The 26421-nt window shown below is 51.0% G+C and carries 29 protein-coding genes; 23 read left to right on the top strand and 6 right to left on the bottom strand.

The genetic code is table 11. From position 1 onward, the window contains the following. The first annotated feature begins 1 nt into the window (after nt 1). The 15 genes from LVQ76_RS11670 (at nt 2) to LVQ76_RS11740 (ending at nt 14300) form a co-directional block, all read left to right on the top strand. Nucleotides 2-1411, top strand: a complete 1410-nt coding sequence (locus LVQ76_RS11670; RefSeq protein WP_232921703.1) for an aldehyde dehydrogenase family protein — start codon at nt 2-4, stop codon at nt 1409-1411. A 10-nt stretch (nt 1412-1421) separates the two neighbouring features. Beyond that, nucleotides 1422-2261: an ethanolamine utilization protein EutJ gene (gene eutJ, locus LVQ76_RS11675; protein ID WP_232864318.1), complete on the top strand. Its 840-nt coding sequence runs from the start codon at nt 1422-1424 to the stop codon at nt 2259-2261. Next, nucleotides 2251-3438 carry an iron-containing alcohol dehydrogenase gene (locus LVQ76_RS11680; protein ID WP_232903796.1) on the top strand — a complete coding sequence of 396 codons (1188 nt, stop codon included), beginning with the start codon at nt 2251-2253 and terminating at the stop codon, nt 3436-3438. Before eutJ ends, LVQ76_RS11680 begins: the two co-directional genes overlap by 11 nt. A 46-nt stretch (nt 3439-3484) precedes the next feature. Further along, complete coding sequence (eutH, locus tag LVQ76_RS11685) at nt 3485-4729, top strand: ethanolamine utilization protein EutH (RefSeq protein ID WP_232921704.1); 1245 nt, start codon at nt 3485-3487, stop codon at nt 4727-4729. Beyond that, nucleotides 4726-6123 (top strand): ethanolamine ammonia-lyase reactivating factor EutA, encoded by a 1398-nt coding sequence (gene eutA, locus LVQ76_RS11690; protein WP_232921705.1) that lies wholly within the window; start codon nt 4726-4728, stop codon nt 6121-6123. Before eutH ends, eutA begins: the two co-directional genes overlap by 4 nt. Before the next feature lie 12 nt (nt 6124-6135). Then, nucleotides 6136-7497, top strand: a complete 1362-nt coding sequence (locus tag LVQ76_RS11695; protein WP_134183073.1) for an ethanolamine ammonia-lyase subunit EutB — start codon at nt 6136-6138, stop codon at nt 7495-7497. 19 nt (nt 7498-7516) lie between these two features. Then, a complete protein-coding gene (gene eutC / locus LVQ76_RS11700) occupies nt 7517-8410 on the top strand; it encodes an ethanolamine ammonia-lyase subunit EutC (protein WP_232921706.1) in 894 nt (297 codons plus the stop codon). A gap of 13 nt (nt 8411-8423) precedes the next feature. Then, nucleotides 8424-9083 (top strand): ethanolamine utilization microcompartment protein EutL, encoded by a 660-nt coding sequence (gene eutL / locus LVQ76_RS11705; RefSeq protein ID WP_134183069.1) that lies wholly within the window; start codon nt 8424-8426, stop codon nt 9081-9083. 10 nt (nt 9084-9093) lie between these two features. After that, nucleotides 9094-9576 (top strand): ethanolamine utilization microcompartment protein EutK, encoded by a 483-nt coding sequence (eutK, locus tag LVQ76_RS11710; RefSeq protein ID WP_154149993.1) that lies wholly within the window; start codon nt 9094-9096, stop codon nt 9574-9576. Nucleotides 9577-9594: 18 nt separating this feature from the next. Then, complete coding sequence (gene eutR / locus LVQ76_RS11715; protein ID WP_134183065.1) at nt 9595-10647, top strand: HTH-type transcriptional regulator EutR; 1053 nt, start codon at nt 9595-9597, stop codon at nt 10645-10647. A gap of 318 nt (nt 10648-10965) precedes the next feature. Beyond that, nucleotides 10966-11391, top strand: a complete 426-nt coding sequence (gene nudI, locus LVQ76_RS11720; RefSeq protein WP_232864323.1) for a nucleoside triphosphatase NudI — start codon at nt 10966-10968, stop codon at nt 11389-11391. Between the two features lie 34 nt (nt 11392-11425). Beyond that, entirely contained in the window at nt 11426-12739 is a 1314-nt protein-coding gene (locus LVQ76_RS11725; RefSeq protein WP_232921707.1) for a sensor histidine kinase, read from the top strand. After that, entirely contained in the window at nt 12739-13353 is a 615-nt protein-coding gene (locus tag LVQ76_RS11730; protein WP_232921708.1) for a response regulator transcription factor, read from the top strand. The genes LVQ76_RS11725 and LVQ76_RS11730 overlap by 1 nt, the downstream gene beginning before the upstream one ends. 102 nt (nt 13354-13455) lie before the next feature. After that, nucleotides 13456-13956 (top strand): GlcG/HbpS family heme-binding protein, encoded by a 501-nt coding sequence (locus tag LVQ76_RS11735; protein ID WP_232864326.1) that lies wholly within the window; start codon nt 13456-13458, stop codon nt 13954-13956. A gap of 182 nt (nt 13957-14138) precedes the next feature. Beyond that, nucleotides 14139-14300 (top strand): hypothetical protein, encoded by a 162-nt coding sequence (locus tag LVQ76_RS11740; RefSeq protein ID WP_232921709.1) that lies wholly within the window; start codon nt 14139-14141, stop codon nt 14298-14300. A 100-nt stretch (nt 14301-14400) separates the two neighbouring features. Here the strand turns inward: LVQ76_RS11740 and LVQ76_RS11745 are convergent, their stop codons facing one another. Further along, a complete protein-coding gene (locus LVQ76_RS11745; RefSeq protein ID WP_232903789.1) occupies nt 14401-14922 on the bottom strand; it encodes a GNAT family N-acetyltransferase in 522 nt (173 codons plus the stop codon). Nucleotides 14923-14998: 76 nt separating this feature from the next. Further along, a complete protein-coding gene (gene iraP, locus LVQ76_RS11750; protein ID WP_232864329.1) occupies nt 14999-15334 on the bottom strand; it encodes an anti-adapter protein IraP in 336 nt (111 codons plus the stop codon). A gap of 447 nt (nt 15335-15781) precedes the next feature. Here iraP and sufA point away from each other — a divergent pair, with 447 nt between their 5' ends. The 7 genes from sufA (at nt 15782) to ldtE (ending at nt 22458) form a co-directional block, all read left to right on the top strand. Beyond that, entirely contained in the window at nt 15782-16150 is a 369-nt protein-coding gene (gene sufA, locus LVQ76_RS11755; RefSeq protein WP_232921710.1) for a Fe-S cluster assembly scaffold SufA, read from the top strand. An 8-nt stretch (nt 16151-16158) separates the two neighbouring features. Then, a complete protein-coding gene (gene sufB, locus LVQ76_RS11760) occupies nt 16159-17643 on the top strand; it encodes a Fe-S cluster assembly protein SufB (protein ID WP_232864331.1) in 1485 nt (494 codons plus the stop codon). Between the two features lie 16 nt (nt 17644-17659). Continuing rightward, nucleotides 17660-18406, top strand: coding sequence for a Fe-S cluster assembly ATPase SufC (gene sufC / locus LVQ76_RS11765; protein ID WP_232864332.1), 747 nt, complete (start codon nt 17660-17662; stop codon nt 18404-18406). Continuing rightward, a complete protein-coding gene (gene sufD / locus LVQ76_RS11770; RefSeq protein ID WP_232921711.1) occupies nt 18381-19661 on the top strand; it encodes a Fe-S cluster assembly protein SufD in 1281 nt (426 codons plus the stop codon). The genes sufC and sufD overlap by 26 nt, the downstream gene beginning before the upstream one ends. Further along, entirely contained in the window at nt 19658-20878 is a 1221-nt protein-coding gene (sufS, locus tag LVQ76_RS11775; protein WP_232921712.1) for a cysteine desulfurase SufS, read from the top strand. The genes sufD and sufS overlap by 4 nt, the downstream gene beginning before the upstream one ends. Nucleotides 20879-20891: 13 nt before the next feature. After that, nucleotides 20892-21308 (top strand): cysteine desulfuration protein SufE, encoded by a 417-nt coding sequence (sufE, locus tag LVQ76_RS11780; protein WP_232921713.1) that lies wholly within the window; start codon nt 20892-20894, stop codon nt 21306-21308. Nucleotides 21309-21408: 100 nt separating this feature from the next. Next, nucleotides 21409-22458, top strand: a complete 1050-nt coding sequence (ldtE, locus tag LVQ76_RS11785) for a L,D-transpeptidase LdtE (protein ID WP_232864336.1) — start codon at nt 21409-21411, stop codon at nt 22456-22458. A gap of 74 nt (nt 22459-22532) precedes the next feature. On the opposite strand, the gene LVQ76_RS11790 is transcribed toward ldtE, so the two are convergent. The 3 genes from LVQ76_RS11790 to ynhH all read right to left on the bottom strand — a co-directional run bounded on the left by LVQ76_RS11790 (nt 22533) and on the right by ynhH (nt 24710). Further along, entirely contained in the window at nt 22533-22769 is a 237-nt protein-coding gene (locus tag LVQ76_RS11790) for a major outer membrane lipoprotein (protein ID WP_034455915.1), read from the bottom strand. A 307-nt stretch (nt 22770-23076) separates the two neighbouring features. After that, the gene (gene pykF, locus LVQ76_RS11795) at nt 23077-24489 is read right to left on the bottom strand and encodes a pyruvate kinase PykF (protein WP_034455914.1); all 1413 of its coding nucleotides are present in this window, start codon (nt 24487-24489) and stop codon (nt 23077-23079) included. Beyond that, entirely contained in the window at nt 24486-24710 is a 225-nt protein-coding gene (gene ynhH / locus LVQ76_RS22470; protein WP_502258292.1) for a protein YnhH, read from the bottom strand. Before ynhH ends, pykF begins: the two co-directional genes overlap by 4 nt. A 273-nt stretch (nt 24711-24983) precedes the next feature. Here ynhH and LVQ76_RS11800 point away from each other — a divergent pair, with 273 nt between their 5' ends. After that, a complete protein-coding gene (locus LVQ76_RS11800) occupies nt 24984-25190 on the top strand; it encodes a hypothetical protein (RefSeq protein ID WP_064518370.1) in 207 nt (68 codons plus the stop codon). Between the two features lie 58 nt (nt 25191-25248). On the opposite strand, the gene LVQ76_RS11805 is transcribed toward LVQ76_RS11800, so the two are convergent. Beyond that, nucleotides 25249-26415, bottom strand: coding sequence for a cupin domain-containing protein (locus LVQ76_RS11805; protein WP_232903783.1), 1167 nt, complete (start codon nt 26413-26415; stop codon nt 25249-25251). Between the last annotated feature and the right edge of the window lie 6 nt (nt 26416-26421).

Consider the following 26421-nt stretch of genomic DNA (forward strand, 5'->3'; position numbering starts at 1 on the left):
CATGGACAGGCAACAAATTGAGCAGGTGGTGAAAGCCGTGCTGGCAGGAATGGCCGCTAACTCAGCGCCAGAACCTGTTACCCCACCTTGCGGTACAGGCGTTTTTGCCTCACTGGATGACGCCGTTCAGGCAGCCAGTGTCGCCCAAAAAGCCTTAACCAGCGTGGCGATGCGCCAGAAAGTCGTTGCGGCAATTCGCCTGGCGGGCGAACAACATGCGCAACAGCTTGCCGAAATGGCTGTCGCGGAAACCGGAATGGGCCGTGTTGCAGATAAATGTGCCAAGAATATAGCTCAGGCTCGTGGTACTCCGGGCGTTGAGTGCCTGACCCCTCAAGTGTTAACGGGTGATAACGGCCTGACACTCATCGAGAATGCACCGTGGGGCGTGGTGGCCTCGGTTACACCTTCTACTAATCCTGCAGCGACCGTCATCAACAACGCCATCAGCATGATTTCAGCCGGAAATAGCGTGGTATTTGCTCCGCATCCGGCGGCAAAAAAAGTCTCGCAGCAAACCATCACATGGCTTAACGAAGCCATCGTTGCGGCAGGCGGCCCAGCGAATTTACTGGTCACGGTGCTCAATCCTGATATCGAAACCGCGCAGCGATTATTCAAATATCCCGGCATCGGTTTATTGGTGGTGACAGGCGGTGAAGCGGTAGTAGATGCCGCACGTAAGCACACCAACAAACGTTTGATTGCGGCGGGTGCGGGTAATCCACCGGTTGTAGTGGATGAAACTGCCGACATTCCTCGCGCAGCAAAAGCCATCGTGCAGGGCGCTTCATTCGATAACAACATCATATGCGCTGACGAGAAAGTGCTGATTGTGGTGGAAAGCGTGGCCGACGCCCTGCTTGAAGAAATGCAGCGCAATCACGCAGTTTTACTCAGTGATGCACAGGCCGAAAAACTGCTGCCAGTGCTACTGAAAAATGTTGATGAACAAGGTAAAGGGCAAGTCTGCCGTGACTGGGTCGGGCGTGATGCTACCAAAATTGCCGCAGCTATCGACCTCAACGTTGCCTCTGAAACACGCTTGCTGCTGGTACAAACCACTGCGCGTCATCCGTTTGCTGTAACAGAGATGATGATGCCCGTGTTGCCGATGATCCGCGTGGCAAACGTCAGCGAAGCCATTGCGCTTGCGGTGAAACTGGAAGGTGGTTGCCATCACACCGCCGCTATGCACTCACGCAATATCGACAATATGAATGCCATGGCGAACGCCATCGACACCAGTATTTTCGTCAAGAACGGCCCTTGTATTGCCGGACTGGGATTGGGTGGCGAGGGCTGGACCTCTATGACCATCACCACGCCAACCGGTGAGGGTGTGACATCAGCCAGAACCTTTGTGCGCCTGCGTCGTTGCGTACTGGTAGATGGATTCCGCATCGTTTAAGGAGGCAGTAATGGCACGCACCGAGCAGACCTGGCTCAACGACCGTTTAAGAAACGCGTCTTTGCTGTGTAACGGGCAACCGAAAACGGTACAGCAACCGCTGTGGCTGGGTATCGATCTTGGCACTTGCGATGTGGTGTCGCTGGTTGTCGATAACGACTGCCAGCCCGTTGCCGTTTGCCTTGACTGGGCCGATGTAGTTCGTGATGGCGTGGTGTGGGATTTCTTTGGTGCGGTGCAGATTGTGTGCCGCCACCTCGACACGCTGGAGCAGCAACTGGGCTTTCGGTTTAGCCATGCTGCGACCTCATTCCCGCCGGGAACAGACCCGCGAATTTCGCTCAACGTGCTGGAGTCCGCAGGGCTTGAAGTGAGCCGTGTGCTGGATGAACCGACAGCCGTTGCCGATATGTTGCAGCTCGACAAAGCGGCCGTGGTGGATATTGGCGGTGGCACAACCGGCATTGCTGTGGTGTCACAAGGGCAAGTGATTTACTCCGGGGATGAAGCGACTGGTGGGCACCATATTTCCCTCACGCTCGCAGGTAATCAAGGCATTGCACTAGAAGACGCCGAACAAATGAAGCGCAATAGCGACGGCAGCCTCTGGCCGGTGGTTCGTCCGGTTTACGAAAAAATGGCAGACATTGTTGCTCGCCACATTGAAGGTTACGACGTCGAACAGCTCTGGCTGGCGGGTGGTTCTTGTATGCAACCGGGTGTTGCAGGGTTATTCCGCCAACGTTTTCCAGGTATCACCGTTCAGCTTCCCCCTCATTCCATTTTCATGACGCCATTAGCCATCGCGGTGTGCGGCATGGCACAAGTAGAGGGTGCTCATGCACAGTGAAGAAATGCAATCCGCGTTATATCAGGCGCTGGACATGATGAATGCTCGCAACGTGCGTGAGTTTGCTGTTCCGCCCGCCACGTTTATGGGACCGGGGGCGGTGGCGCGTTGTGGTGAAGCGCTGCGCGAGCGCGGTATTAATCGCCCTTTGGTGATGGTCGATGGCATGTTGCACCGTGCTGGAATGACTGAGGTTCTGGAACGTAATCTGAAACATAGCGGCATCGCATATGAAATCTGGTCTTGCCCGCCGGGAGAGCCTGTCGACAGTGATATAGGTGCGGCGGTTGAACAAATCAGCCGTTGCCAGTGTGATGGCATTGTCGCACTAGGTGGCGGTTCCGTTCTGGATGCGGCGAAAGTAGTCGCCGTTATTGCTACCAATCCTGAGCTCCCCCTGGAAAGTCTTGTCGGCGGAGCACGCCTCAATCGCCGCCTGCCGTTTATCGCTATTCCAACTACATCGGGAACAGGATCGGAGGCCACCAATGTAGCGGTGATTATTGCGGCACAAACTCACCGTAAACAGGTGCTGGTTCACGCCATGCTGATCCCAGACTTAGCGATTATTGATGCTTGTCTGACGCTTGGTGTCCCGCCACATATTACCGCCGCAACAGGAATCGACGCCTTAACCCACGCCATTGAAGCCTACGTAGCAAGTAATGGTACACCGCTGACTCGTGGGCTTGCGTATCGCGCGATTAACAGCATCTGTCAGGCGTTACCGCAAGCTGTTGGGCAGGGGCATGATTTGGTGGCGCGTGAAGCGATGATGCTTGCGTCTTATATGGCGGGAATGGCGTTTTCTAACGCGGGACTAGGGTTATGCCACGCGACGGCTCACCAGATTGGCGCGGCATACGACATTCCACATGGCAAGGCAAACGCCATCATGTTGCCCGCAGTCATGAAGTTTAATCAGTTAGTTTGCAAAACAGCGTATAGCGAAATTGGCCATGCGCTGACGGGAAAACCTTGTGCGGCAAGCGAGAGTATCGCTTTTGTAGAACACCTGATTGATGAACTTGAACTTGGCAGCGGATTACGCGCCGCTGGAGGGCGTGATGCCGACTTTGCCGGTTTTGCCCACGCAGCCATGAGCGACATTTGCATTACCACCAATCCACGCACTGTGACGGAAGCCCAAATTATCACGCTGTATCAGGACGCCTGAACGGACATTACACCCGCCTGCCCGCAGGCGACGAAGGAGAAGGGATATGGGTATTAACGACATTATCATGTACATCATGATGATTTTTATGCTGATTGCTGCTGTCGACCGGGTGTTTACTCAGTTTGGCGGGTCAGAAAAAATCCTCGGTTTTATCGGGCTTGGCAAGCTCGGCAAAAGCATTTCCGGTTCTGGCAGCCAGTTTGAAGAGGGCTTCATGGCAATGGGCGCGCTGGGATTAGCGATGGTCGGGATGACTGCGCTGGCCCCGGTTCTGGCGTACCTGCTTGGCCCGGTGATTATCCCGGTCTATGAAATGCTTGGCGCGAACCCTTCGATGTTCGCCGGAACACTGCTGGCTTGTGATATGGGCGGTTTCTTCCTCGCTAAAGAACTGGCCGGGGGCGATGTAGCAGCCTGGCTATATTCAGGGCTTATCCTCGGCTCAATGATGGGGCCAACCATCGTATTCTCGATCCCTGTAGCACTGGGCATTATTGAACCTTCCGACCGGCGTTATCTGGCGCTGGGCGTGCTGGCGGGAATTGTGACGATCCCAATTGGTTGTATTGCCGGTGGCCTGGTGGCGATGTATTCCGGCGTAGAAGTGAACGGGCAGCCGATTGAATTCACTATGAGCCTGATTCTGCTCAATATGATCCCGGTTCTGATCGTGGCAATTCTGGTGGCACTGGGGTTGAAGTTTATCCCCGAAAAAATGATTAACGGCTTCCAGATTTTCGCCAAAATTCTCGTCGCGATTATTACTGTTGGCCTTGCGGCAGCAGTGGTGAAGTTCCTTGTAGGCTGGACACTGATCCCAGGCCTTGATCCTATCTTTATGAGTGAGGGTGATAAACCCGGCGAAGTGATGCGTGCTATCGAAGTGATTGGTTCGATTTCTTGCGTGTTACTGGGCGCTTACCCAATGGTGCTGCTGTTGACTCGCTGGTTTGACAAACCGCTAATGCGCGTTGGTAATTTGCTGAAAATTAACAATATTGCAGCGGGTGGCATGGTGGCGACACTTGCTAATAATATCCCGATGTACGGCATGATGAAGAATATGGATGCGCGTGGCAAAGTCATCAACTGTGCGTTTGCAGTCTCGGCGGCTTTTGCACTGGGCGACCACCTGGGCTTTGCTGCGGCCAATATGTCACCGATGATCTTCCCGATGATTGTCGGCAAGTTGGTGGGTGGCGTGACCGCGATTGGTGTCGCAATGCTGCTGGTGCCTAAGGAAGAAAGTGCTCAGGTTGTGGCTACGTCTGTGGAGGCGCAATCGTGAAAATCCGCGAACTGATTAGCGTGGGTATTGATGTAGGTACCACGACAACACAGGTGATTTTCTCCTGTCTTGCGCTGGTGAACCGGGCTGCTATTTCGCAGGTGCCGCGCTATGAGTTCGTAAAACGTGAAATTACCTGGCAAAGCCCGGTGTTCTTTACCCCTGTTGATGTTGACGGCCATCTGCGTGAGGACGAGCTATTAAACCTTATCCTCGCTCAGTATCAGGCTGCGGGCATTGCACCAGAAACAATCGATTCTGGTGCCATTATTATCACTGGTGAAACAGCTAAAACCCGCAACGCGCGGCCAGCCGTGATGGCGCTAGCCCAGCGACTGGGCGATTTTGTTGTCGCCACCGCAGGGCCGCATCTTGAGTCGGTCATTGCTGGTTACGGCTCCGGAGCGCAGGCGTTATCGCAGCGTCAATTAAACCGGGTGATGAATATTGATATCGGTGGCGGCACGGCAAACTATGTGCTGTTCGAAGGCGGTAAAGTTGTCGCCTCGGCTTGCCTGAATGTGGGGGGGCGCTTGTTTGAAACCGACACTCAAGGCAACGTCGCTTTCATCCATCGCCCAGGGCAGTGGATTGCCGATGAGCTGTTCGGTGAAGGTAAAAAAACACTAACGCCTACACAGCTTGAAGCCGTTGCCGACCGCATGGCACAACTGCTTTATGAAGTTATCGCAGGCGAGATTACACCACTGGCACAACGTCTGTTAATGACGGATGCGTTGCCCGCTGGAAAGCCCGCCGATGTGATCACGCTGTCTGGTGGAGTGGGGGAATGCTACCGCCAGCCACCAGAAACGCCATTTATCTTTGGTGATATTGGCCCGCTTCTGGCACAGGCGATTCATCGCCATGCTGGATTTGCTTCGCTACCGGTACAAGTTCCCGATCAAACCGTTCGTGCCACCGTAATTGGCGCTGGCGCACATACACTCTCGCTTTCGGGTAGCACCATCTGGCTCGATGAGCTGACATTACCGCTGCGCAATATTCCGGTTGTTCACCCTGTCGGGCACGACGGGCTGGCTGATAACTGGCAACAGGGGCTGGCACTAATGGACCTTAATGCCGCGCAAGACAGCTACGCGCTTGCCATTCCACCGGAGCTTTCTACCAGCTACGCCACTGTGCAGTTGGTCATCAATGCAGTGAATATTTTTACCCAACGCAACCCAGGTCTGCAGCCGCTTATTGTTGTCGCGGAACAGGATCTGGGCAAGGCGCTGGGGATGCTGCTGTATCCACAAATGGAGCAGCGCAAGCTTGCGGTGATTGACGAAGTGGTCACCCGCACTGGCGATTATATCGACATTGGTTTGCCGTTGTTTGGCGGAGCCGTCGTCCCGGTAACCATTAAATCACTCGCCTTTCCTTCCTGAGGGATCGACACAATGAAACTAAAAACCACGCTGTTTGGGCAAGTTTATCAGTTCAAGGATGTTAAAGAAGTGCTGGCGAAAGCCAACGAATTACGTTCCGGCGATGTGCTGGCGGGCGTGTCTGCTCACAGTTCACAGGAACGTGTGGCGGCAAAACAGGTGTTGTCTGAGATGACGGTTGCGGATATCCGCATGAACCCGGTTATCGCTTATGAAGATGACTGCGTGACGCGCATTATCCAGGACGACATCAACGAAACGTCCTATGCGCGGATTAAAAACTGGAGCATCAGCGAGCTGCGCGAGTACATCCTCAGTGATGAGACCAGCGTTGATGATATTGCCTTTTTACGCAAAGGCATCAGTTCCGAAGTGGTAGCAGCAGTGGCTAAAATCTGCTCGAACGCGGATTTGATCTATGGCGGCAAAAAAATGCCGGTCATCAAAAAAGCGAATACCACAATTGGCTTGCCGGGCACCTTTAGTGCGCGCCTGCAACCGAACGATACGCGTGATGATGTGCGTAGTATCGAAGCACAAATTTACGAAGGGCTGTGTTTTGGTGTGGGCGATGCGGTGATTGGCGTCAACCCGGTGACGGATGATGTAGGCAACTTAACCCGCGTGCTCGACACCATTTACAGCGTTATCGACAAGTATTCGATTCCGACGCAAGGCTGTGTACTGGCGCACGTCACCACGCAAATTGAGGCCATCAAGCGTGGCGCGCCAGGCGGGCTTATCTTCCAGAGTATTTGTGGCAGCGAGAAGGGGCTAAAAGAGTTCGGCGTTGAGTTAGCTATGCTGGATGAGGCTCGTGCGGTAGGAGCGGAGTTCAACCGCATCGCCGGGGAAAACTGCCTGTACTTCGAAACCGGGCAAGGTTCGGCACTTTCCGCCGGGGCAAACTTTGGTGCCGATCAGGTGACAATGGAAGCCAGAAATTACGGCCTGGCACGCCATTACGATCCTTTCATCGTCAACACCGTTGTCGGGTTTATCGGGCCGGAGTACCTCTATAACGACCGGCAGATTATCCGTGCCGGGCTTGAAGACCACTTCATGGGCAAGTTAAGTGGCATCTCTATGGGCTGTGACTGCTGTTACACCAACCACGCAGATGCGGACCAGAATCTCAACGAGAACCTGATGATCCTGCTGGCGACCGCCGGATGTAATTACATCATGGGGATGCCGCTGGGTGACGACATCATGCTCAATTACCAGACCACGGCATTCCACGATACCGCTACCGTGCGCCAGCTTCTAAACCTGCGCCCATCGCCGGAGTTTGAAGCGTGGCTGGAAACAATGGGATTGATGGCTAATGGCCGTTTAACGTCCCGGGCTGGCGATCCGTCGCTGTTCTTCTGAAATCATCAGGGAAATCATCATGGACCAAAAACAGATTGAAGAAATTGTACGCAGCGTGCTGGAGAATATGGAAACCCCAGCTAATGCCGTGCAGCCTGCGGTTGTTGCTTCCCCAACTACGCCTGTCGTGGTGCAAACAACAGAAGAAAGTTGCAGTGTCGATTTAGGTTCTACCGAGGCCAAAATGTGGATTGGCGTGCAGAACCCGCATCGTGCTGATGTGCTTGAAGAGTTGCGCCACAGTACGGTTGCGCGTGTATGCACCGGCCGCGCCGGTCCGCGCCCGCGCACTCAGGCTTTGTTGCGCTTTTTAGCTGACCATTCACGTTCGAAAGATACCGTTCTTAAAGAAGTGCCCGCCGAATGGGTGCAGCAGCAGGGGTTGCTGGAGTTGCAATCAGAAATCAGCGACAAAAACCTCTACCTTACACGCCCGGATTTGGGGCGCCGCCTTAGCGCTAATGCCATCGAATTGCTGCGCACCAGTTGCAAACAGAACCCGGATGTCCAGGTCGTCATTTCCGACGGTCTTTCAACAGATGCTATCACCGCCAACTACGGCGAAATTTTGCCGCCACTGCTGCAAGGACTGGAACAATCCGGGCTGCATGTCGGCACACCGTTCTTTGTGCGCTATGGTCGCGTGAAGATTGAAGATCAAATCGGTGAGCTACTGGGGGCGAAAGTGGTGATTTTGCTGGTGGGCGAACGCCCAGGGCTTGGGCAATCGGAAAGTTTGTCTTGCTACGCCGTTTACTCGCCAAAAACTGCCACCACGGTAGAAGCCGACCGCACCTGTATCTCTAACATTCACCGGGGTGGTACACCGCCAGTGGAAGCGGCTGCCGTCATTGTCGAACTTGCTAAACGTATGCTGGCGCAGAAAGCGTCGGGCATCAACCTGACTCGTTAAAGGGAGCATTACCATGCCAGCTTTAGATTTGATTAAACCGAATGTGAAAGCGATGCGGGTTATCGCCAACGTCAGTGAAGGGTTTGCCCGTGAGCTGAAATTGCCTGCCCATATTCGTAGCCTGGGTTTGATTACTGCTGATTCTGATGATGTAACCTATATTGCCGCCGACGAAGCGACAAAACAGGCACAGGTTGAAGTGGTGTTTGGACGTTCGTTGTATGCTGGCGCCGCACACGGCCCGTCACCTACAGCCGGGGAAGTTCTGATTATGCTGGGTGGGCCAAACCCTGCGGAAGTGCGTGCCGGGCTGGATTCGATGTTTGCCACTATTGAACAGGGGCCTGCTTTTCAGTGGGCTAACGATGCGGAAGATACCGCATTTCTGGCTCATCTAATCTCCCGGACAGGTTCGTATCTTTCAACAACGGCAGGGATCTTGCTGGGAGACCCTATGGCTTACCTGGTTGCACCGCCGCTGGAAGCCACGTTTGGCATTGATGCTGCGTTGAAATCTGCTGATGTGCGCATTGTCACTTACGTGCCGCCACCGTCGGAAACCAACTACTCAGCAGCGTTTATGACGGGCAGTCAGGCCGCTTGTAAAGCCGCTTGTAACGCCTTTAGTGAAGCTGTGCTTGAGATAGCGCGTAATCCAATTCAGCGTGCATAGGGGCTAAACGATGAACTCACTCGGTTTGCTCGAAGTGTACGGCCTGGTCGCGGGAATTGATGCTGCGGATGCGATGCTAAAAGCAGCAAACGTGCGCTTATTGAACCACGAAGTGCTCAATCCTGGCATGGTGACGTTGGTTGTTGAAGGGGATCTCGCGGCTTGTCGTGCAGCGCTGGATGCAGGCTCTGCTGCTGCCAGCCGCACCGGACGAGTGGTTAGCCGTAAGGAACTGGGCCGCCCTGATGAAGACATTGAGCGGCTAGTTTGCAGTTTTGGCCGTAAGCCCGCAGCCAAACGGGTGGCAGTCAAACCCATGGAAACACAAGCGTTACTCGATGTGCTGCAAACCCAGGAGCACGGGATGACGGCGGGTGAAGTCGCGGCGCATTTTAACTGGCCGCTCGAAGAAGCCAGAACGCAACTTGAGGCTTTATTCCATGACGGAAAATTGCGTAAGCGTAGCAGCCGTTATCGTCTGAAGTCTGAGTAGTATCGCAAGGAGTCGCGTATGAGTAAGAAAATTAATACTGACTTACATCATCTGCGTAAAACGGAGTATGCGCGGGACGAAAAGGTGACACCTCTGATTGAAGATGATGTCATTCAACAGCGTGTGACAAAAGATGTCTATGAACATGCCTGCACCATCACTGCGTGGCAGCAACTTTACGATCAGCTCCAGCCTGGGCATTTTCAGGGTGAACTGACTGAGATGCTATTTGATGACATCCAAATGTTTCGTGAATACACCAGCCTTGCTCTTCGCCAGTCTTGCATGGTGTGGCCGAATGCCTTCTGGTTTGGCATTCCGGCCACGCATGGCGAAAAAGGGTTTATCGGTACTCAACTGTTGGGAAAAGAAGAGATCGCGGCCCGCCCCGGAGGGACGGAGTTTGAGCTTAGCACACCAGATGAATACACTATTCTTGGCGTGGTGATTGCCAACGATGTGCTATTTCGTAATGCAGGGCTGTTTCAGCAACCCGATGTTTTATTTGAGCTTTTGCAAAATAACTCTGCGCTGGATGTGTGCCAGCAGAAAAAAGAGACAATCTGGCGTTTTATCAATGAAGCGCTGGCACATGGCAGTCATGACCCTGAATGTATGCGCAACGAAAACGTGCGCAGAGTACTGACACATAATTTGCTCTCGGGGATGAGTGAACTACTGGAAAGTGCCCAGCCGGTAGCATCAGAACTGATGTCCCGTAAAATCAGCTATCAACGCCTGGTATCACAGGCACGTGACTGCGTGTTAAGTCGCACATCGGAACCGTTAACGGTACTCGAGCTATGCAATGAGTTACACGTTAGTCGCCGTACTTTGCAAAATGGTTTCCATGCAGTACTGGGTATCGGGCCGAATGCATGGCTTAAAACACTCCGTTTAAATGCAGTTCGCCGGGAATTGATAAGCCCGTGGTCTAACTGGAATACGGTGAAGGACGCGGCGATGCATTGGGGCTTTTGGCACCTCGGACAGTTCGCCACTGACTATCAACGCTTGTTCCTGGAAAAACCTTCTGAGACATTGCATTTGCGTGGTCGTGAATGGCAGTGATAGAAGGAATTAATGTTGGATGACGCTGCGCTAACCCGACACCGTTTCAAGATACAAGGGTGGATTAGCGCAAGCGATATCCACCGGTTTTTTTAAGCTATGTTTGTGGTTCGCAGGAGTCGGTGTTTTCAAATCATCCACCCGCGCACTCACCAGGTACATCAATACTCCATTAAGCAACCGCAATTATTTCGATAAATTCTAATGACCTTTCTCCTCGCAAATATCTAATTATCAGCGCCATAGGCATTATGCCAGGTGAGACTCACGAGCGCATTTCTGCTAACGTCAGCAAAACTAAAGACATCAGGAGGTCGTATGCGTCAGAGAATTATCGTCTGCCCAATTATTGAAAATAACGGTGAAGTGCTGCTGTGTAAGATGGCAGACGATCGCGGTGTGTTCCCTGGGCAATGGGCGTTATCCGGCGGTGGAATGGAGCCGGGTGAACGAATGGAAGAGGCGTTGCTACGCGAAATTCATGAAGAGCTGGGCGCAGAACTGCAGATAAGCTGTGTTAAACCCTGGACCTTTGCCGACGACGTGCGCGTGAAGACCTATGCTGATGGCAGCAAAGAAGAAATCTACATGATTTATCTGTTGTTTGACTGCGTGAGCGCCAATCGCCATGTCACGTTTAACGAAGAATTTCAGGAAATCGCCTGGGTTAAACATTCTGAACTGGGCAACTATGATTTGAATGAAGCGACACGAGCGACCTTCAGCAAAAAAGGTTGGCTTTGATCTCTGTTGAACATCTCCGAAATTAAGGAACTCGATGCGTAAAGTCCTTATCTGGCTGATTCTCTCTGCGCTTTGCGGCGGGGGAGTGGTTGTCTATGCTCTGCATCAGCAGTATGAGGAACAAAGCGCTGAGTTCCGTATTTTGTATCGCGATATCACGGTCAAACTTGCGCAAAACGATGTCATTCTCGCCTTGCTTTCAAACAGTAGCGACCCGGCGGTAGTGCAGAAGAAATTCCCCTATATTTTGCGCTGGCAAACCACGCCTCATGATCCTCCACGGCCGGATATCAACCCTGCACGCGCGGGGACCTACTGGATCAATTCACCACAAGGTTCTTTGTTGATTGATTTACCCACATTGCTTACTGATCTGGTGCGTACACAGAGGTTTCATCACTTTAGTCTAAGCTGGCAAGGTGTCGCACTTCTCACTCAGGGCGCAGCCGGGAATGATGATTGGTGGAGTTGGGAGAAACAGATTTCCAGCCCCTCGCAACCGCTAAATCTGCAGGTGACGAATAATCCTGACTGGCGAAATTTACCCTGGCTAATTCTGGTGCTGGTGGGTGTTTTCTGGGCAATGGCTATCAACTTATATAACCAGTATCAGACGACGAAGCGCCAGCGCAATATTGCTGATTTACGCGCCCATTTTTCAGAACTAGCACGTCTGAACGCGATGGGAGAAATTGCTGCAGGAATGGTGCATGAACTCAATCAACCGCTTACGGCAATTTTGAGCTATTCACAAACCGCGCAGCGCCTGATTGCACAACAACAGGCTGAAAAAGCTCAGCCGCTGCTGGAAGCTTCGGTTATGCAAACAAAGCGTATTAGTGCATTGCTGCTGGAGTTTCGGGAGAAATTGCACAGTGATGAACAGACGTTGCAACCGGTGGATTTGTACAGTACCTGGGAAAGAGTAGCGATGCTGCTGGGTAATGAGATTGAATGTGGAAAAGTCACGGTAATAAACCAAATCCCTGAATCATTCCCTTCACTTATGGCCTCACCACTAGGTATTGAGCAGATATTCCATAACCTGCTCAGTAACGCGATTCAGGCCCAGCAGCACAATGACAAAGCCTGGGTGTCAATCAATGCCCGTCAGGCCGGGAACGACATCGTGTTGACCGTCACTGACGGTGGACCAGGGCTGAGCGAGCAAGCATTAGAACAGGTGTTTATGCCTTTCTTTACCACCCGTAAAGAAGGGCTTGGACTAGGAATGGCGCTGACCGAAACGCTGGTACAGCGGCTAAATGGCAGTATCTACGCAGAAAATAGTGCTGCGGGTGGCGCGTGTTTCACCCTGACTTTTCCACACATACACCAGGAGGCGTGATGGGGCAGCGAATCTATCTTATTGACGATGATGAAGCGATACGCTTTTCATTAACCGCACTTCTGGCAACGATGGGTTGGGAAACACAAACCTACACCAGTGTACAAAATTTCCTGGAATCCGAGCCAGATATGCCAGCCCTGAATGGTTGCCTGTTGCTGGATATTCGTATGCCTGGAAAGTCCGGGATCACGCTTTTGGAAAGCTGGGAACAAATGGGATGCAGCCTGCCAGTTATCATGATGACCGGGCATGGCAGTATAGATCTTTGCCGTCGCGCATTTAAAAATGGGGCATTTGAATTTTTAACAAAACCCATTGATGCCGACCTGCTAATTGAAACTGTGAGTGCTGCGCTTGAGCAACAAAAACAAAGCCAGCAGCAGCGTGAAAACCAGTCCGATTTGCAGGCCAAACTGGCGACGCTTTCAGCGCGCGAACAAGAAGTGATGAATCTAATCATGCAGGGGAAATCGAACAAAGAGATGGCGCGGGATCTGTCGTTGTCACCACGAACCGTCGAGGCACATCGCGCAAGTTTGTTTGCGCGGCTTGAAATCAACTCGTTGGCGAAGTTAATAAAAATCTACGGCGGGCTGAAAGGCACTACGTAAAATTACCTGGTTTCCCTGGTATTCATCCGAATGGTTTTGCGCAACCTGGTTCGCTACCTTAACTCTCGTTAATTAATCACAACCGAGTTGAGGGAAGAAACCATGAAAAAATCCATCCTGTTAGCCGCTGCTCTTTTCAGCACTGCCGCAGCAATGCCTGCGTTTGCAAGCAATGTTCTGACCGAAAAAAATCTCTCTCTCGAGTTTGCCGATAAGCTCGCACAGAGTGCCATTCAGGCCTGTAGCGCCAAAAATTACAATGTCGCGGTAACCGTTGTTGACCGTGCCGGCGTTGTGAAAATCGTTAAGCGTATGGATAACGCAGGCCCGCACACCGTTGAAGCCAGTCGTATGAAAGCCTATACCGCACTGACTACCAAAAATACAACGGGCGATGTTATGAAGAGTGCACAGGATAACGCTGGTGCGCAGAACATGCGTGATATCCCAGGTTTCTTATTATTGGGCGGTGGTATCCCAGTGAAAGTTGATAACCAAACCATCGGTGCCATTGGTATTGGCGGTGCGCCGGGTGGCCACTTGGATCAGCAATGTGCCGTTGATGCGTTAGAGGCAAATAAAGTAGCCCTCAACGCTTCCTGAAATCGAATTTCATGATGTTGCAGGCGTATTGTGGAGTGTAATGTCATGTATAAAAGCACTTGTGCAACATATTCTCCTTTGCTCCTCTTGAGATTTTTTGTCAAAATAATGTATTCAGCGTCAAATACTTTGCGTATTACACGGACGTTTTTTATACATTGATGAGAAGTAAGGGAGTTAAAATGAAGTATATGTTCGCACTTATATTGAGTCTGACATTATCCGGGTGCACCGCGAGTGATTGGGTAGATGCTGCTGGTGGGATAATGCAGGCTACTGATAAAAATGAAAAAGATTCAAGAAATAAGCGCATAAAAGCGGCTAACAAAGCTGCGGGTTATTAAGATTTAAACAAACTGTGAAAGCGGATTAAATAATTCCTCTTCTGAACGTGTTGAGTAAGAAGAGGAATATTGATGATGTTAATGGTGTCTGAAAAGCTGATTATTTTTCGTATAAGCGTTCTAGCTTGAAGCACTCCGCTCCTTTATATAAGCACTCATCATAAATACGGTAACCGATATGTTGAGCAACGCGAATTGATGCTGGGTGATGTTTCACAATCAGGCACACAGTTTTGACTGGCGAAAACGAATCGACATACCAATGGTGTGCGGCATCGGCAGCTTCTTTTGCAATCCCTTGGCCCTGGGCAGCGCTTGTAATAACCCATGAAGCTTCAGCGCATTTATCAAACTTCTCATCAACACTACGATGAAAATTAGCCAGCCCCGTTTCCCCTAAAAAAACACCATCAGATTTTTGGAAGATGGAGAAGATCCCGAATCCAAATGTTGACCAGTGCCCGATGTTTCTCAAAATACGATTCCATCCCTCTTCCGGTGTAAAACCTGGAGAATTGGTCACATGGAAAATTTGAGGGTCTGCATACATGGGCAACCAAACATCAAAATCTGCAATGGTTTGAGGACGTAAAATTAATCTTTCGGTTTCAATGATTATCATCTACTTATCTTTTTTATAGGGTTGTAACTGTATTCCAAGCAAAAGGCTAAAAGGGTGACTTCTGGCCGGGGTAAACTCATTCAGCAGCTGTTTCGCCAGGCATACTTCTCAGAGCTTCAAGATCAATCTCAGCATCGTTTGTTTCCAGCAGTTGTGTTAACAAAAGAAGGTTATTGAATTCATTTAAAAGTATCTCGGCATCAGTCTTCAGGGGAGTATCAGCCGCGTCTAAAGCCGCATTGATTGCTTTTCTGACGTTCTCCAACATTTCATTCATACCGCCATTTTTACCAATGGTCAGTAACAATGCGCCGATAAGCAGAGACTGAGCTTCGACTTTTGCCGCCAGTTGCTTTGCTTCGGCATCCATTTTAGAGATTTTTGCTATCACACCCAGTATCAAGTTTTTCATAAAAGCCCCATTTCTAGCCAGATAACCCCTAAACAAAATCAGGGGGAGATGTATTTGATGAAAATGAAAATAGCCTAAGTTGTGACTGTGCACCACTCCACCGGGTGAACATGCTATGCCAGGCGTTTATTACAAATACTCATGTATGCATTGCCGATGGAGATCATCGTGTTCCTGGGGCCACCAATCGCATAAATCGGTATTCTCTATACATCTTTTACTTTCTATCACCTAAGCTTTCTTATTCCAGTTAAATGCTCTTAATTTCATTGAGTTAAATAGCTCATTTCACCGCCTGCAAGACTTTCAGCAGGGTCTATCCTTAGTTAAGACGCCTAAAAATAGCGCATTTCGTGAATACCCCTGTTATCAGGATGTTGTATTGATAATAGTTATCATTAACATAGGGTGTTGGCCTTTGGGCGGCAAAACATAAAGAGGTGAATTATGGATGTGCAAACCGGTAGCTTCGATCCCAGTGAATTTGCCTGGAAGGGACTGACGTTAACTCCTGATGCTGCTGCTCATATTCGCAAACTGGCAAGCCAGCAGCCGGGCTTCCTTGGTGTGCGTTTGGGCATTAAACAGACCGGGTGCGCGGGTTTCGGCTACGTGCTGGATACCGTTAAGGAACCTAAGTCTGACGATCTCCTTTTTGAACTGGACGGCGCAAAGTTGTGGGTTCCACTTTCAGCGATGCCGTTTATCGACGGAACGGAAGTCGATTATGTGCATGAAGGATTAAACGAAATATTCAAATTCAACAACCCGAAAGCCCAGCACGAATGTGGCTGTGGTGAAAGCTTTGGGGTGTAGGCGGGATTATGTCACGTAACACTGAAACGTCTGAAGAAGTGCAAACCTGGGCGGGAAGCCATTCCTATAAAGAAGGCTTTTTCACCCAGCTAAAAACCGACGAAATGGCGCACGGCATCAACGAAGATGTGGTGCGGGCAATCTCTGCGCGGCGCAATGAACCTGAGTGGATGCTGGAATTTCGCCTTAGCGCCTATCGCGCCTGGCTTGAAATGGAAGAGCCGCACTGGCTGAAGGCCCATTACGATAAGCTTAACTATCAGGATTACAGCTACTACTCCGCGCCGTCGTGTGGCAGTTGCGATGACAATTGTGAATCGCAACCTGGCGCTGTCCAGCAGCCAGGCAGCAACGCGTATCTGACAGGTGAAGTGGAAGAAGCTTTTAAACAGCTCGGTGTTCCGGTGCGCGAAGGTTCGAATATCGCCATGGATGCAATTTTTGACTCCGTTTCTGTAGCGACCACTTACCGTGAAAAACTCTCCGAACAGGGCATTATTTTCTGCTCTTTTGGCGAGGCGATTCACGAGTTTCCTGATCTGGTGCAAAAATATCTCGGTACAGTGGTTCCGAGTAACGACAACTTCTTTGCCGCGCTGAATGCGGCGGTAGCATCCGACGGCACCTTTATTTACGTGCCCAAAGGTGTGCGCTGCCCGATGGAGCTTTCCACTTATTTCCGCATTAATGCCGAGAAAACCGGCCAGTTTGAACGCACCATTTTAGTGGCCGACGAAGGCAGCTACGTCAGTTATATCGAAGGGTGCTCAGCGCCGGTTCGCGATAGCTACCAGCTTCACGCCGCAGTGGTGGAGGTCATCATCCACAAAGATGCCGAAGTGAAATATTCCACGGTGCAAAACTGGTTCCCGGGCGATGGAAACACCGGCGGCATTCTGAACTTCGTGACCAAGCGTGCGCTGTGCGAAGGGGCGAACAGCAAAATGTCCTGGACGCAATCAGAAACCGGTTCGGCAATTACCTGGAAATACCCGAGCGTGATCCTGCGTGGCGATAACTCCATCGGTGAATTTTTCTCGGTGGCGCTGACGGCGGGGCATCAGCAGGCGGATACCGGAACCAAGATGATCCACATCGGCAAAAACACCCGCTCGACGATTATCTCGAAAGGCATCTCCGCCGGGCACAGTCAGAACAGCTATCGCGGGCTGGTGAAAATCATGCCGACGGCGACCAACGCCCGTAACTTTACGCAGTGTGATTCGATGCTTATCGGCCCGGACAGTGGCGCGCATACCTTCCCGTACGTTGAATGCCGCAACAATACCGCCCAACTCGAGCACGAAGCGACGACATCGCGCATCGGTGAAGACCAGTTGTTCTATTGCCTGCAACGCGGGATAGCCCAGGACGATGCGATTTCAATGATCGTCAACGGGTTCTGTAAAGACGTGTTCTCGGAATTGCCGCTCGAATTTGCGGTGGAAGCACAAAAATTATTAGCGATTAGTCTTGAGCACAGTGTTGGTTAAGGATTAAGGGAAAATTATGCTGAGCATTAAAGATCTACAGGTAAGCGTTGAGGACAAAGAGATCCTGCGCGGTTTAAGCCTTGAAATAAAACCGGGCGAGGTGCACGCCATTATGGGGCCGAATGGCTCAGGGAAAAGTACGCTTTCCGCAACACTTGCCGGGCGCGACGACTATGAAGTGACCGGTGGTGAAGTCCATTTTAAAGGCAAAGATCTGTTGGAATTGTCACCTGAAGATCGCGCGGGTGAAGGCATCTTTATGGCGTTCCAGTACCCGGTAGAAATTCCCGGCGTCAGCAACCAGTTCTTCCTGCAAACCGCGCTGAATGCGGTGCGCGAATATCGCGGGCTCGAAGAGCTCGACCGTTTCGATTTCCAGGATTTGATGGAAGAGAAGATCAAATTACTGAAAATGCCGGAGGATTTACTGACACGTTCGGTCAACGTTGGTTTCTCTGGCGGTGAGAAAAAACGTAACGATATTCTGCAAATGGCGGTGCTTGAACCAGAACTTTGTATTCTTGACGAGTCCGATTCCGGGCTGGATATTGATGCGCTGAAGATCGTTGCTGAAGGGGTGAATTCCCTGCGTGATGGCAACCGTGCGTTCATTATCGTCACGCACTACCAGCGCATTCTTGACTACATCAAACCTGATTTTGTCCATGTGTTGTATCAGGGGAAAATTGTGAAATCAGGTGATTTCAGTCTGGTGAAACAACTGGAGGAGCAGGGTTATGGCTGGCTTACCGAACAGCAGTAACAGCAACGCCCTGCAACAGTGGCACCACCTGTTTGAAACACAGGGCGAGAAACGCAGCAAAGAAGCTCAGGAACATATGCAGCAAATGCTGCGCCTGGGGTTGCCGACGCGCAAAAATGAAAACTGGAAATACACCCCGCTGGAAGGGTTGCTTAATAACCAGTTTGTCTTGCCTGCGCCTGAGGAGTTGACTGAGATTCAACGCGATGCGCTGGCGCTGTCAGTGGATGCGTGGCGGCTGGTGTTTGTCGACGGGCGCTTCAATGCGCAATTGAGTGACGATTTAACCCACAGTGGTTTTGACGTGACAGTGGATGAAACTCGCGACTCTCTACCGGCGGCAGTACAGGGCGAAGTATTTTTGCATCTCACCGAAAGCCTCGCCGAAACCGTAACGCATATACGCGTGGCGCGTAATCACAGCCCAGCGAAAGCACTGTTGCTGATGCATATTAGCCGGGGTAGTGAGCAGGGCGAGATGAATACCGCGCATTATCGCCACCACTTGTCGCTTGGTGAAGGCGCTAAGGCAACAGTGATTGAGCATTACGTCAGCCTTGATGAGCACGCCCATTTTACCGGGGCGCGTTTTACGGCTGAAGTTGGTGCAAACAGCCAGTTGCTTCATGACAAATTGGCTTTTGAAAATGCCCAGAGTTACCACTTTGCTCATAATGATTTAATCATTGGTCAGGATGCGGCGGTTGAAAGCAGCAGTTTCTTGCTGGGAGCCGCGGTATTACGCCACAACACCAGTACCCAATTGAATGGCGAGAACACACAACTGCGAATGAACAGCCTGGCGCTGCCAATCAACAACGAAGTGTGCGACACCCGCACCTGGCTTGAACATAACAAGGGCTACTGTAACAGTCGCCAGTTACATAAAACGATTGTCCGCGATAAAGGCCGCGCAGTGTTTAACGGCATGATCAAAGTGGCGAAGTACGCGATTAAAACCGACGGGCAGATGACCAACAATAACCTTCTGTTGGGGCGTCTGGCGGAGGTAGATACCAAGCCGCAACTGGAAATTTATGCCGACGACGTGAAATGCAGCCACGGTGCCACGATTGGCCGCATTGACGATGAGCAGATGTTCTATCTGCGATCGCGCGGGATTAAAGAGCAGGCCGCACTTCAAATGATTATTTTTGCCTTTGCCGCAGAGCTTACGGAAAGCATTCGTGACGAGGCATTAAAACAGCAGGTTCTGGCACGAATCGGCCAGCGCTTTGCAGGGGGCGATGCATGAGTTTTTCCATAGAACGGGTGCGGGCTGATTTCCCGATTTTAAGCCGGGAAGTGAATGGGCAGCCGCTGGTCTATTTAGACAGTGCTGCCAGCGCGCAAAAGCCGCAGGCGGTGATTGATGCCGAGCTGAATTTTTACAGCCATGGTTATGCGGCGGTGCATCGCGGCATTCACACATTGAGTGCCGAAGCTACGCAGCTTATGGAGAACGTGCGTAATCAGGTGGCAGGCTTCATTAATGCACGAACCCCGGAAGAAATTGTCTTTGTGCGTGGGACAACCGAAGGAATTAACCTGGTTGCAAACAGCTGGGGGCGAGCCAATATCCAGGCTGGTGACAACATCATTATTTCCGCGATGGAGCACCACGCCAATATCGTGCCATGGCAAATGCTCTGCGAGCAGACGGATGCGACGCTGCGCGTGATTCCATTGAATCAAGACGGCATGTTGCAGCTGGATGTCTTCCCAACGCTAATTGATGAGCGCACAAAACTGCTGGCTATTACTCAGGTTTCGAATGTACTGGGTACGGAAAACCCGGTACGTGAGATGATTGCCACTGCTCATCAGGCTGGCGTAAAAGTGCTGGTGGATGGCGCACAGGCCATCATGCACCATGCCATTGATGTGCAGGCGATGGATTGCGATTTCTATCTTTTCTCCGGTCACAAAATTTATGGACCGACGGGGATTGGCGTGTTGTATGCGCGTGAAGAAATCCTGCAAAAGATGCCGCCATGGGAAGGGGGCGGGTCAATGATTGCCAACGTCAGCCTGACGGAAGGCACCACTTATGCCGCAGCCCCGTGGCGTTTTGAGGCGGGTACGCCAAACACTGCCGGGATTATCGGGCTGGGGGCCGCTCTACGCTACGTAGAAAGCCTCAATCTTGCCGAGGTGAGCGAGTATGAGCACTCTCTGATGCGCTACGCACAGCAGGCGTTACAAGCGGTTCCCGATTTAACCATCTACGGGCCTGAACATCGTCTTGGGGTTATCGCCTTCAATCTCGGTAAACATCATGCATATGACGTGGGAAGTTTCCTCGATAATTACGGCATTGCAGTGCGCACCGGCCACCATTGTGCGATGCCGCTGATGGCGTTCTACAAAGTGCCAGCAATGTGCCGCGCTTCATTTGCTATGTACAACACCGAAGAAGAGGTGGATCGCCTGGTGGCTGGTTTACAGCGGATTCATCGCCTTTTGGGCTAACAGGGAGCAAGCCATGGCTACGTTGCCAGATAAAGAAAAACTGCTGAAAAACTTTAGTCGGTGCAGCAATTGGGAAGAGAAATATCTCTACATCATAGAGCTGGGCGCGCGCCTCCCGGAGTTGCCGCAAGCTGAGCATAAAGCAGAAAACATTATTCAGGGCTGTCAGAGTCAGGTATGGATTGTTATCCATCAACAGCCTGATGGTGTAATTACGCTCGAGGGTGATAGCGATGCCGCGATAGTCAAGGGGCTGATTGCTATCGTATTTATTCTCTACCAACAGATGACTGCACAGGATATTGTCGCGTTTGATGTGCGCCCCTGGTTTGAGAAACTTGAACTGGCTCAACATCTTACCCCCTCGCGCTCGCAAGGGCTTGAAGCAATGATCCGCGCTATTCGTACCAAAGCCGCCAATCTTAGCTAAACTCAAAGAACAGCTTTCATCCTGTTAACGCGAGGTAATTTCATTGCCTCGCATGGCTTTCAGCATTCCGGCATTCAGCCGGTGAATACAGGAATTCAGTATGAAACGCGCGTTCTCTCAAATAACATTATTTTTAATTAGCGCTCTGGCGGCAAGCCAGTCGGCGTGGGCTGTCGATTATTTACTCCCGCCACCGGGCAGTCGGATAATCGGTGAGAATCAAACTTATATTGTGCCTAATGACGGTAAAAATCTCGAAACAGTCGCTGCAAAATATAATACCGGCGTGTTACTTCTTCTTGAGGCGAATAATACCGTTGACCCATTCCTGCCTAAACCCGGCAGTGAACTGACTATTCCTTCACAAATGCTCCTCCCCGATACGCCACGTGAGGGAATTGTTATTAACCTTGCTGAGTTACGGCTCTATTACTATCCGCCAGGACAGAATCGTGTTGAGGTTTATCCATTGGGGATTGGTCAGCTGGGGCGTGAAACCCCCGTGATGGTGACCCGTATCAGCCAAAAGATCCCAAATCCAACCTGGACACCAACTGCTAACATTCGCGCGCGCTCAGCGGCTCAAGGCATTACGCTGCCTGCTGTGGTGCCTGCGGGTCCAAATAACCCGCTTGGGCGTTATGCTCTGCGCCTCGAGCAGGGCGGGGGTGAATATCTGATTCATGGCACTAATGCGCGTAACAGTATCGGTTTGCGTGTGAGTTCGGGTTGTATGCGTATGCGAGCGCCAGATATTAAAGCGTTATTCAGCCAGGTCGCCTGGGGCACGCGTGTGCAAATCATCAATGAACCGGTGAAATATAGCATTGAGCCGGATGGCCGGCGTTTTGTGGAAGTACATCAACCGCTGTCGCGCAACGATTGGGAAAACCCACAAACGGTCCCGATTGCCATTTCAGCCTCGTTCGGTTCGTTTATCGACAACCCGATGAGCGACAAGGCGCAGGTTGATAGTGCCATATCACGGCGAGCGGGTTATCCGGTACTGGTGAATGCACCGCAGGGTGTGCCGTCGCAACCGGTCAATATCACGCCTATACAGAGCGTCAGGACGACGACAGGCAGTGCGCCCGTAACAAGTAGTGGTGCAAGTGTGATAAGTGGGCAAAGCAGCGTGGTGATGAATTAGCGGGGTATTTTGAGTTGCAGGAATTTCAGGCAAAAAAATGGCGCACAATGTGCGCCATTTTAATACAAGTACTCTTACTTACGGTAAGAGTGAGCTTGGTTGTCCAGACGCTGGTTAGCGCGTGCTGCGTCGTCTTTAGCAGCTTGAACGTCAGAACGCATTGCGTTCACGTCGTTGCTCAGCTGGTCAACTTTAGCGTTCAGAGTCTGAACGTCAGAAGACAGTTGATCGATTTTAGCATTAGAAGAACAACCTGCCAGCATAGTAGAAGCCAGGATTACCGCGCCCAGTACCAGTTTAGTACGATTCATTATTAATACCCTCTAGATTGAGTTAATCTCCATGTAGCGTTACAAGTATTACACAAACTTTTTTATCTTGAGAATAAATTTTTGATGGGAATGCACTTAAATTTGATCGTTCGCTCAAAGAAACACCGAACCGGGGCTAAAATCTAAAAAAAATAGAAAAAACAGAGGATTTTAATCGGATTCATCTTACTAAATTGCGACTTAAATAGAGCAAGCCGATTTGCTTTTTAGTGCAGATTGTCTATTTAACCGAATAAAAAAAGCGCCCGAAGGCGCTTTTTAAGCAAATTATTCGTTCACAGGAAATTTACAGTACGTGAACAGACGCAGTATTGGTGGTGCCACTTGGTACCAGAGCACCAGAAACCATCACTACGATGTCGCCTTTACGAGCCAGACCGCTCTCCAGTGCAACTTCTTTACCCAGACGGTAGAAATCATCAGTAGATGCGATTTCTTTCACCAGCTGAGGAACAACGCCTTTGCTCAGAACTAACTGGCGAGCAGTTACTTCGTTGGTGGTCAGAGCCAGGATAGTTGCGTTAGGGAAGTATTTGCGCACAGCTTTAGCAGATTTACCGCCTTGAGTCGCAACAACAACAACTGGAGCGTCCAGTTTTTCTGCAGTTTCTACTGCACCACGGCAAACTGCTTCAGTGATACGCAGTTTACGGCTGTCTTGATTGTTATCCAGACGGCTGGTCATCACGCGGTCAGTACGCTCACAGATGGTAGCCATGATGGTCACAGCTTCCAGTGGGTATTTACCTTTAGCAGACTCACCAGACAGCATTACTGCGTCGGTGCCGTCGATGATGGCGTTAGCCACGTCACCAGCTTCTGCACGGGTAGGGCGTGGGTTTTTGATCATGGAGTCGAGCATCTGAGTTGCAGTGATGACAACTTTACGAGCGCGAACACATTTCTCGATCATCATCTTCTGAGCGAAGATAACTTCTTCAACTGGGATTTCAACGCCCAGGTCACCACGAGCAACCATGATGCCGTCAGAAGCTTCGAGGATTTCGTCGAAGTTGTTCAGGCCTTCCTGGTTTTCGATTTTGGAGATGATCTGGATGTTTTCGCCGCCATGAGCTTTTAAGTGTTCACGGATTTCAACAACGTCAGAACGTTTACGGATGAAGGACGCAGCAACGAAGTCAACGCCTTGCTCGCAACCGAACACCAGGTCTTGCTTGTCTTTTTCAGCCAGTGCTGGCAGTGCGATGGAAACGCCTGGCAGGTTAACGCCTTTGTTTTCGCCCAGGTCGCCGTTGTTCAGTACTTTACAAACAACGTTTTTGCCTTCGATTGCAGTCACTTCCATACCGATCAGACCATCGTCTACCAGTACGGTGTTGCCCACGCTCAGGTCGCTGGTGAAACCTTCGTAAGTTACAGCAACGATATCGCTGTTACCCACAACAGTTTTGTCAGTGGTGAATGTAAAGGTCTGGCCCGCTTTCAGGGAGACGTCGTTGCCGCCTTCCAGTTTGATTGTGCGGATTTCAGGACCTTTGGTGTCCAGCAGGATAGCTGCTTTCTTACCAGACTTTTCCATCACGTTGCGCAGGTTCTTGATACGCTGACCGTGTTCTTCGTAGTCACCGTGGGAGAAGTTCAGACGCATAACGTTCATGCCAGCATCAAGCATTTTGCTCAGCATTTCTTCGGATTCGGTTTTTGGACCGATGGTGCAAACAATTTTAGTCTTTTTCATGACAGTCTTATCTGTAAGTTGAGAAGGATTGTGAAAATTCGGTTCCGGTCGATACGGGCGCCGGAGCGCAAACTAAAGCTGGTATTGTTCATGTGCCACCCGGTAAGGATAGGTGACAGAAATAAAGCGTGCAGAGGAAAGTGTGCTTGCGGTTCAGCCTGCCGGGGATATTGATTGCTTTCTAGTATATTAGGACAGTTCAATGCGCTGAAACCATTCAAGTCAAGACGCGCACATTATAGAGGTAACTTGCACCGAAAGGAATTGAAAACGCTGTTTCAAATTCAGAATGCACATAAATACAGCGAGGTGTTATCGGTGGGTTACAAAAACATGAATGAAATTGGTGGGCAAAAACGGATAAATCAATTTTTTCCTGAGAAGAAAATTTACTTAAAATATATTTGTATAATATAATATTTTTTTGAATGAGTTAATCAACAACCAGGCAGTTCTCCTCATTCAGTGTTTTTATTTAATGAAGAAAAAGATTAATGATTAAGTTTATGGTTCCTGCTGTCATCGCTGTTGCTTTTTTTGTTGCTTGTGGGAATGCCCCGGCGAAACGGATTGCGCAATGTGAGAACCACGGCAACAGTGACGGTGTTTGTGCTGCGCAAGAATGGGACTTTTCCATGGAAAGCCCATTCCCCGATAACGACCTCTCAACGCTTGCGAGCCGCGTAACCGCTCAGAAGTAAGCCGTCACGCGGTTTCTTTCAGCCGCCATGCATCCCTGCAATATAATGAGAAGCTCGTCTACAACGCGCGAGCTATTTTCTCACCCGCCCGGCGTGCGGTTACAGGCAAAATACTTGCCGTAGCCACATAGCCGTCGGGATCGAGACAGCGATCCCGCGCCAGCGCCTGCTCAATAATTTCTACATCCCAGTAGATTTTTTTACGATGATCGCCCTGCGTCGTCAGCGTCGCTTCCATCACGCCGTCAACCGCGCGGTATTTACGCCAGCTCCCCGCAGGCACGGAAATCACTGAACCTTCTTCAGCCACAATCGTCACTTCTTCGCCAGGGCGATTCCACGTCACTTCCAGCGTCCCTTTAAACACCATCAAAACCTGAACATCCGGGCAGCAGTGCAGGCCAATGTGATTGTCGTGCTGAATGCGCAACCACTCCACGGAGAACCCGTGCGGGTTAAGCATTGGCGGCGTGTTATGCAGATCTTGCGAAACTCCGTAGCCAATCACCGGTGCTATTTCGCCACCGTGACCCGGCAAAACCGAATCCAGCAGCGCATTTACCGACCATTTTCGTTGTTCGCCCGTCACCGCTCGCTGGCTCATTTCCTCAACCGAATAATCGCGCAGCGCGGCGATATGCTCCGCGCCCAGCGGCTGTAACAAATCGGCTTCGTCAGGGACTTTTCCCCCGGCTTCCACATCAATCAGCATATTATCGCGGCTCAGATACAGGCCGTATTCGCTAGCCGCGTCGAGAATCGACGGATGCCAGATAATCCCGCCGGTGTTATTACCGCCCAATACGGTGAACACCATGCCGCAGGTATCCGTTGGGCTGACGTTGGTAAAGCCACGGAAAATCCACGTCGGAATCGACAAAATCGCCGGAGCGCTAAATTCTGCCTGATGCTCGCCGTTAGCGCCCCAGCGGAAACGCCAGCTCCCTTCATGAATCAAAAACACTTCGGCAGTGAAATGCAGATGCAAATTATTGGTCACGCCTTTTGGCATCGCCGCCGCACCGATATTAAAACCGTGCGGCTCGGGAATATTCACCACCTGCGAAGCCGACTGAGTCACGCCTGGGCCAATAAATGAATAGTTTTGTTTGAGGTGCGATCCCGGCAACTTGCAGTCAATAAATGCCACGCTACAGGAAACGCGATCTTCAGGGCGCACCAGACGGCGCTGGGCTTCTTCCTGGGTCAGAGTGATGGTTTGCATAATGTT

Source organism: Buttiauxella cochleicola, assembly GCF_021283185.1.
In the GTDB taxonomy this organism is placed as follows: domain Bacteria; phylum Pseudomonadota; class Gammaproteobacteria; order Enterobacterales; family Enterobacteriaceae; genus Buttiauxella; species Buttiauxella massiliensis.

Excerpts from the sequence above, each read along its gene's own strand:
- LVQ76_RS11670 (WP_232921703.1), top strand. The coding sequence starts at position 2 with ATGGACAGGCAACAAATTGAGCAGGTGGTGAAAGCCGTGCTGGCAGGA.
- eutJ (WP_232864318.1), top strand. The coding sequence starts at position 1,422 with ATGGCACGCACCGAGCAGACCTGGCTCAACGACCGTTTAAGAAACGCG.
- LVQ76_RS11680 (WP_232903796.1), top strand. The coding sequence starts at position 2,251 with ATGCACAGTGAAGAAATGCAATCCGCGTTATATCAGGCGCTGGACATG.
- eutH (WP_232921704.1), top strand. The coding sequence starts at position 3,485 with ATGGGTATTAACGACATTATCATGTACATCATGATGATTTTTATGCTG.
- LVQ76_RS11695 (WP_134183073.1), top strand. The coding sequence starts at position 6,136 with ATGAAACTAAAAACCACGCTGTTTGGGCAAGTTTATCAGTTCAAGGAT.
- eutC (WP_232921706.1), top strand. The coding sequence starts at position 7,517 with ATGGACCAAAAACAGATTGAAGAAATTGTACGCAGCGTGCTGGAGAAT.
- eutL (WP_134183069.1), top strand. The coding sequence starts at position 8,424 with ATGCCAGCTTTAGATTTGATTAAACCGAATGTGAAAGCGATGCGGGTT.
- eutK (WP_154149993.1), top strand. The coding sequence starts at position 9,094 with ATGAACTCACTCGGTTTGCTCGAAGTGTACGGCCTGGTCGCGGGAATT.
- eutR (WP_134183065.1), top strand. The coding sequence starts at position 9,595 with ATGAGTAAGAAAATTAATACTGACTTACATCATCTGCGTAAAACGGAG.
- nudI (WP_232864323.1), top strand. The coding sequence starts at position 10,966 with ATGCGTCAGAGAATTATCGTCTGCCCAATTATTGAAAATAACGGTGAA.
- LVQ76_RS11725 (WP_232921707.1), top strand. The coding sequence starts at position 11,426 with ATGCGTAAAGTCCTTATCTGGCTGATTCTCTCTGCGCTTTGCGGCGGG.
- LVQ76_RS11730 (WP_232921708.1), top strand. The coding sequence starts at position 12,739 with ATGGGGCAGCGAATCTATCTTATTGACGATGATGAAGCGATACGCTTT.
- LVQ76_RS11735 (WP_232864326.1), top strand. The coding sequence starts at position 13,456 with ATGAAAAAATCCATCCTGTTAGCCGCTGCTCTTTTCAGCACTGCCGCA.
- LVQ76_RS11740 (WP_232921709.1), top strand. The coding sequence starts at position 14,139 with ATGAAGTATATGTTCGCACTTATATTGAGTCTGACATTATCCGGGTGC.
- LVQ76_RS11745 (WP_232903789.1), bottom strand. The coding sequence starts at position 14,922 with ATGATAATCATTGAAACCGAAAGATTAATTTTACGTCCTCAAACCATT.
- iraP (WP_232864329.1), bottom strand. The coding sequence starts at position 15,334 with ATGAAAAACTTGATACTGGGTGTGATAGCAAAAATCTCTAAAATGGAT.
- sufA (WP_232921710.1), top strand. The coding sequence starts at position 15,782 with ATGGATGTGCAAACCGGTAGCTTCGATCCCAGTGAATTTGCCTGGAAG.
- sufB (WP_232864331.1), top strand. The coding sequence starts at position 16,159 with ATGTCACGTAACACTGAAACGTCTGAAGAAGTGCAAACCTGGGCGGGA.
- sufC (WP_232864332.1), top strand. The coding sequence starts at position 17,660 with ATGCTGAGCATTAAAGATCTACAGGTAAGCGTTGAGGACAAAGAGATC.
- sufD (WP_232921711.1), top strand. The coding sequence starts at position 18,381 with ATGGCTGGCTTACCGAACAGCAGTAACAGCAACGCCCTGCAACAGTGG.
- sufS (WP_232921712.1), top strand. The coding sequence starts at position 19,658 with ATGAGTTTTTCCATAGAACGGGTGCGGGCTGATTTCCCGATTTTAAGC.
- sufE (WP_232921713.1), top strand. The coding sequence starts at position 20,892 with ATGGCTACGTTGCCAGATAAAGAAAAACTGCTGAAAAACTTTAGTCGG.
- ldtE (WP_232864336.1), top strand. The coding sequence starts at position 21,409 with ATGAAACGCGCGTTCTCTCAAATAACATTATTTTTAATTAGCGCTCTG.
- LVQ76_RS11790 (WP_034455915.1), bottom strand. The coding sequence starts at position 22,769 with ATGAATCGTACTAAACTGGTACTGGGCGCGGTAATCCTGGCTTCTACT.
- pykF (WP_034455914.1), bottom strand. The coding sequence starts at position 24,489 with ATGAAAAAGACTAAAATTGTTTGCACCATCGGTCCAAAAACCGAATCC.
- LVQ76_RS11800 (WP_064518370.1), top strand. The coding sequence starts at position 24,984 with ATGATTAAGTTTATGGTTCCTGCTGTCATCGCTGTTGCTTTTTTTGTT.
- LVQ76_RS11805 (WP_232903783.1), bottom strand. The coding sequence starts at position 26,415 with ATGCAAACCATCACTCTGACCCAGGAAGAAGCCCAGCGCCGTCTGGTG.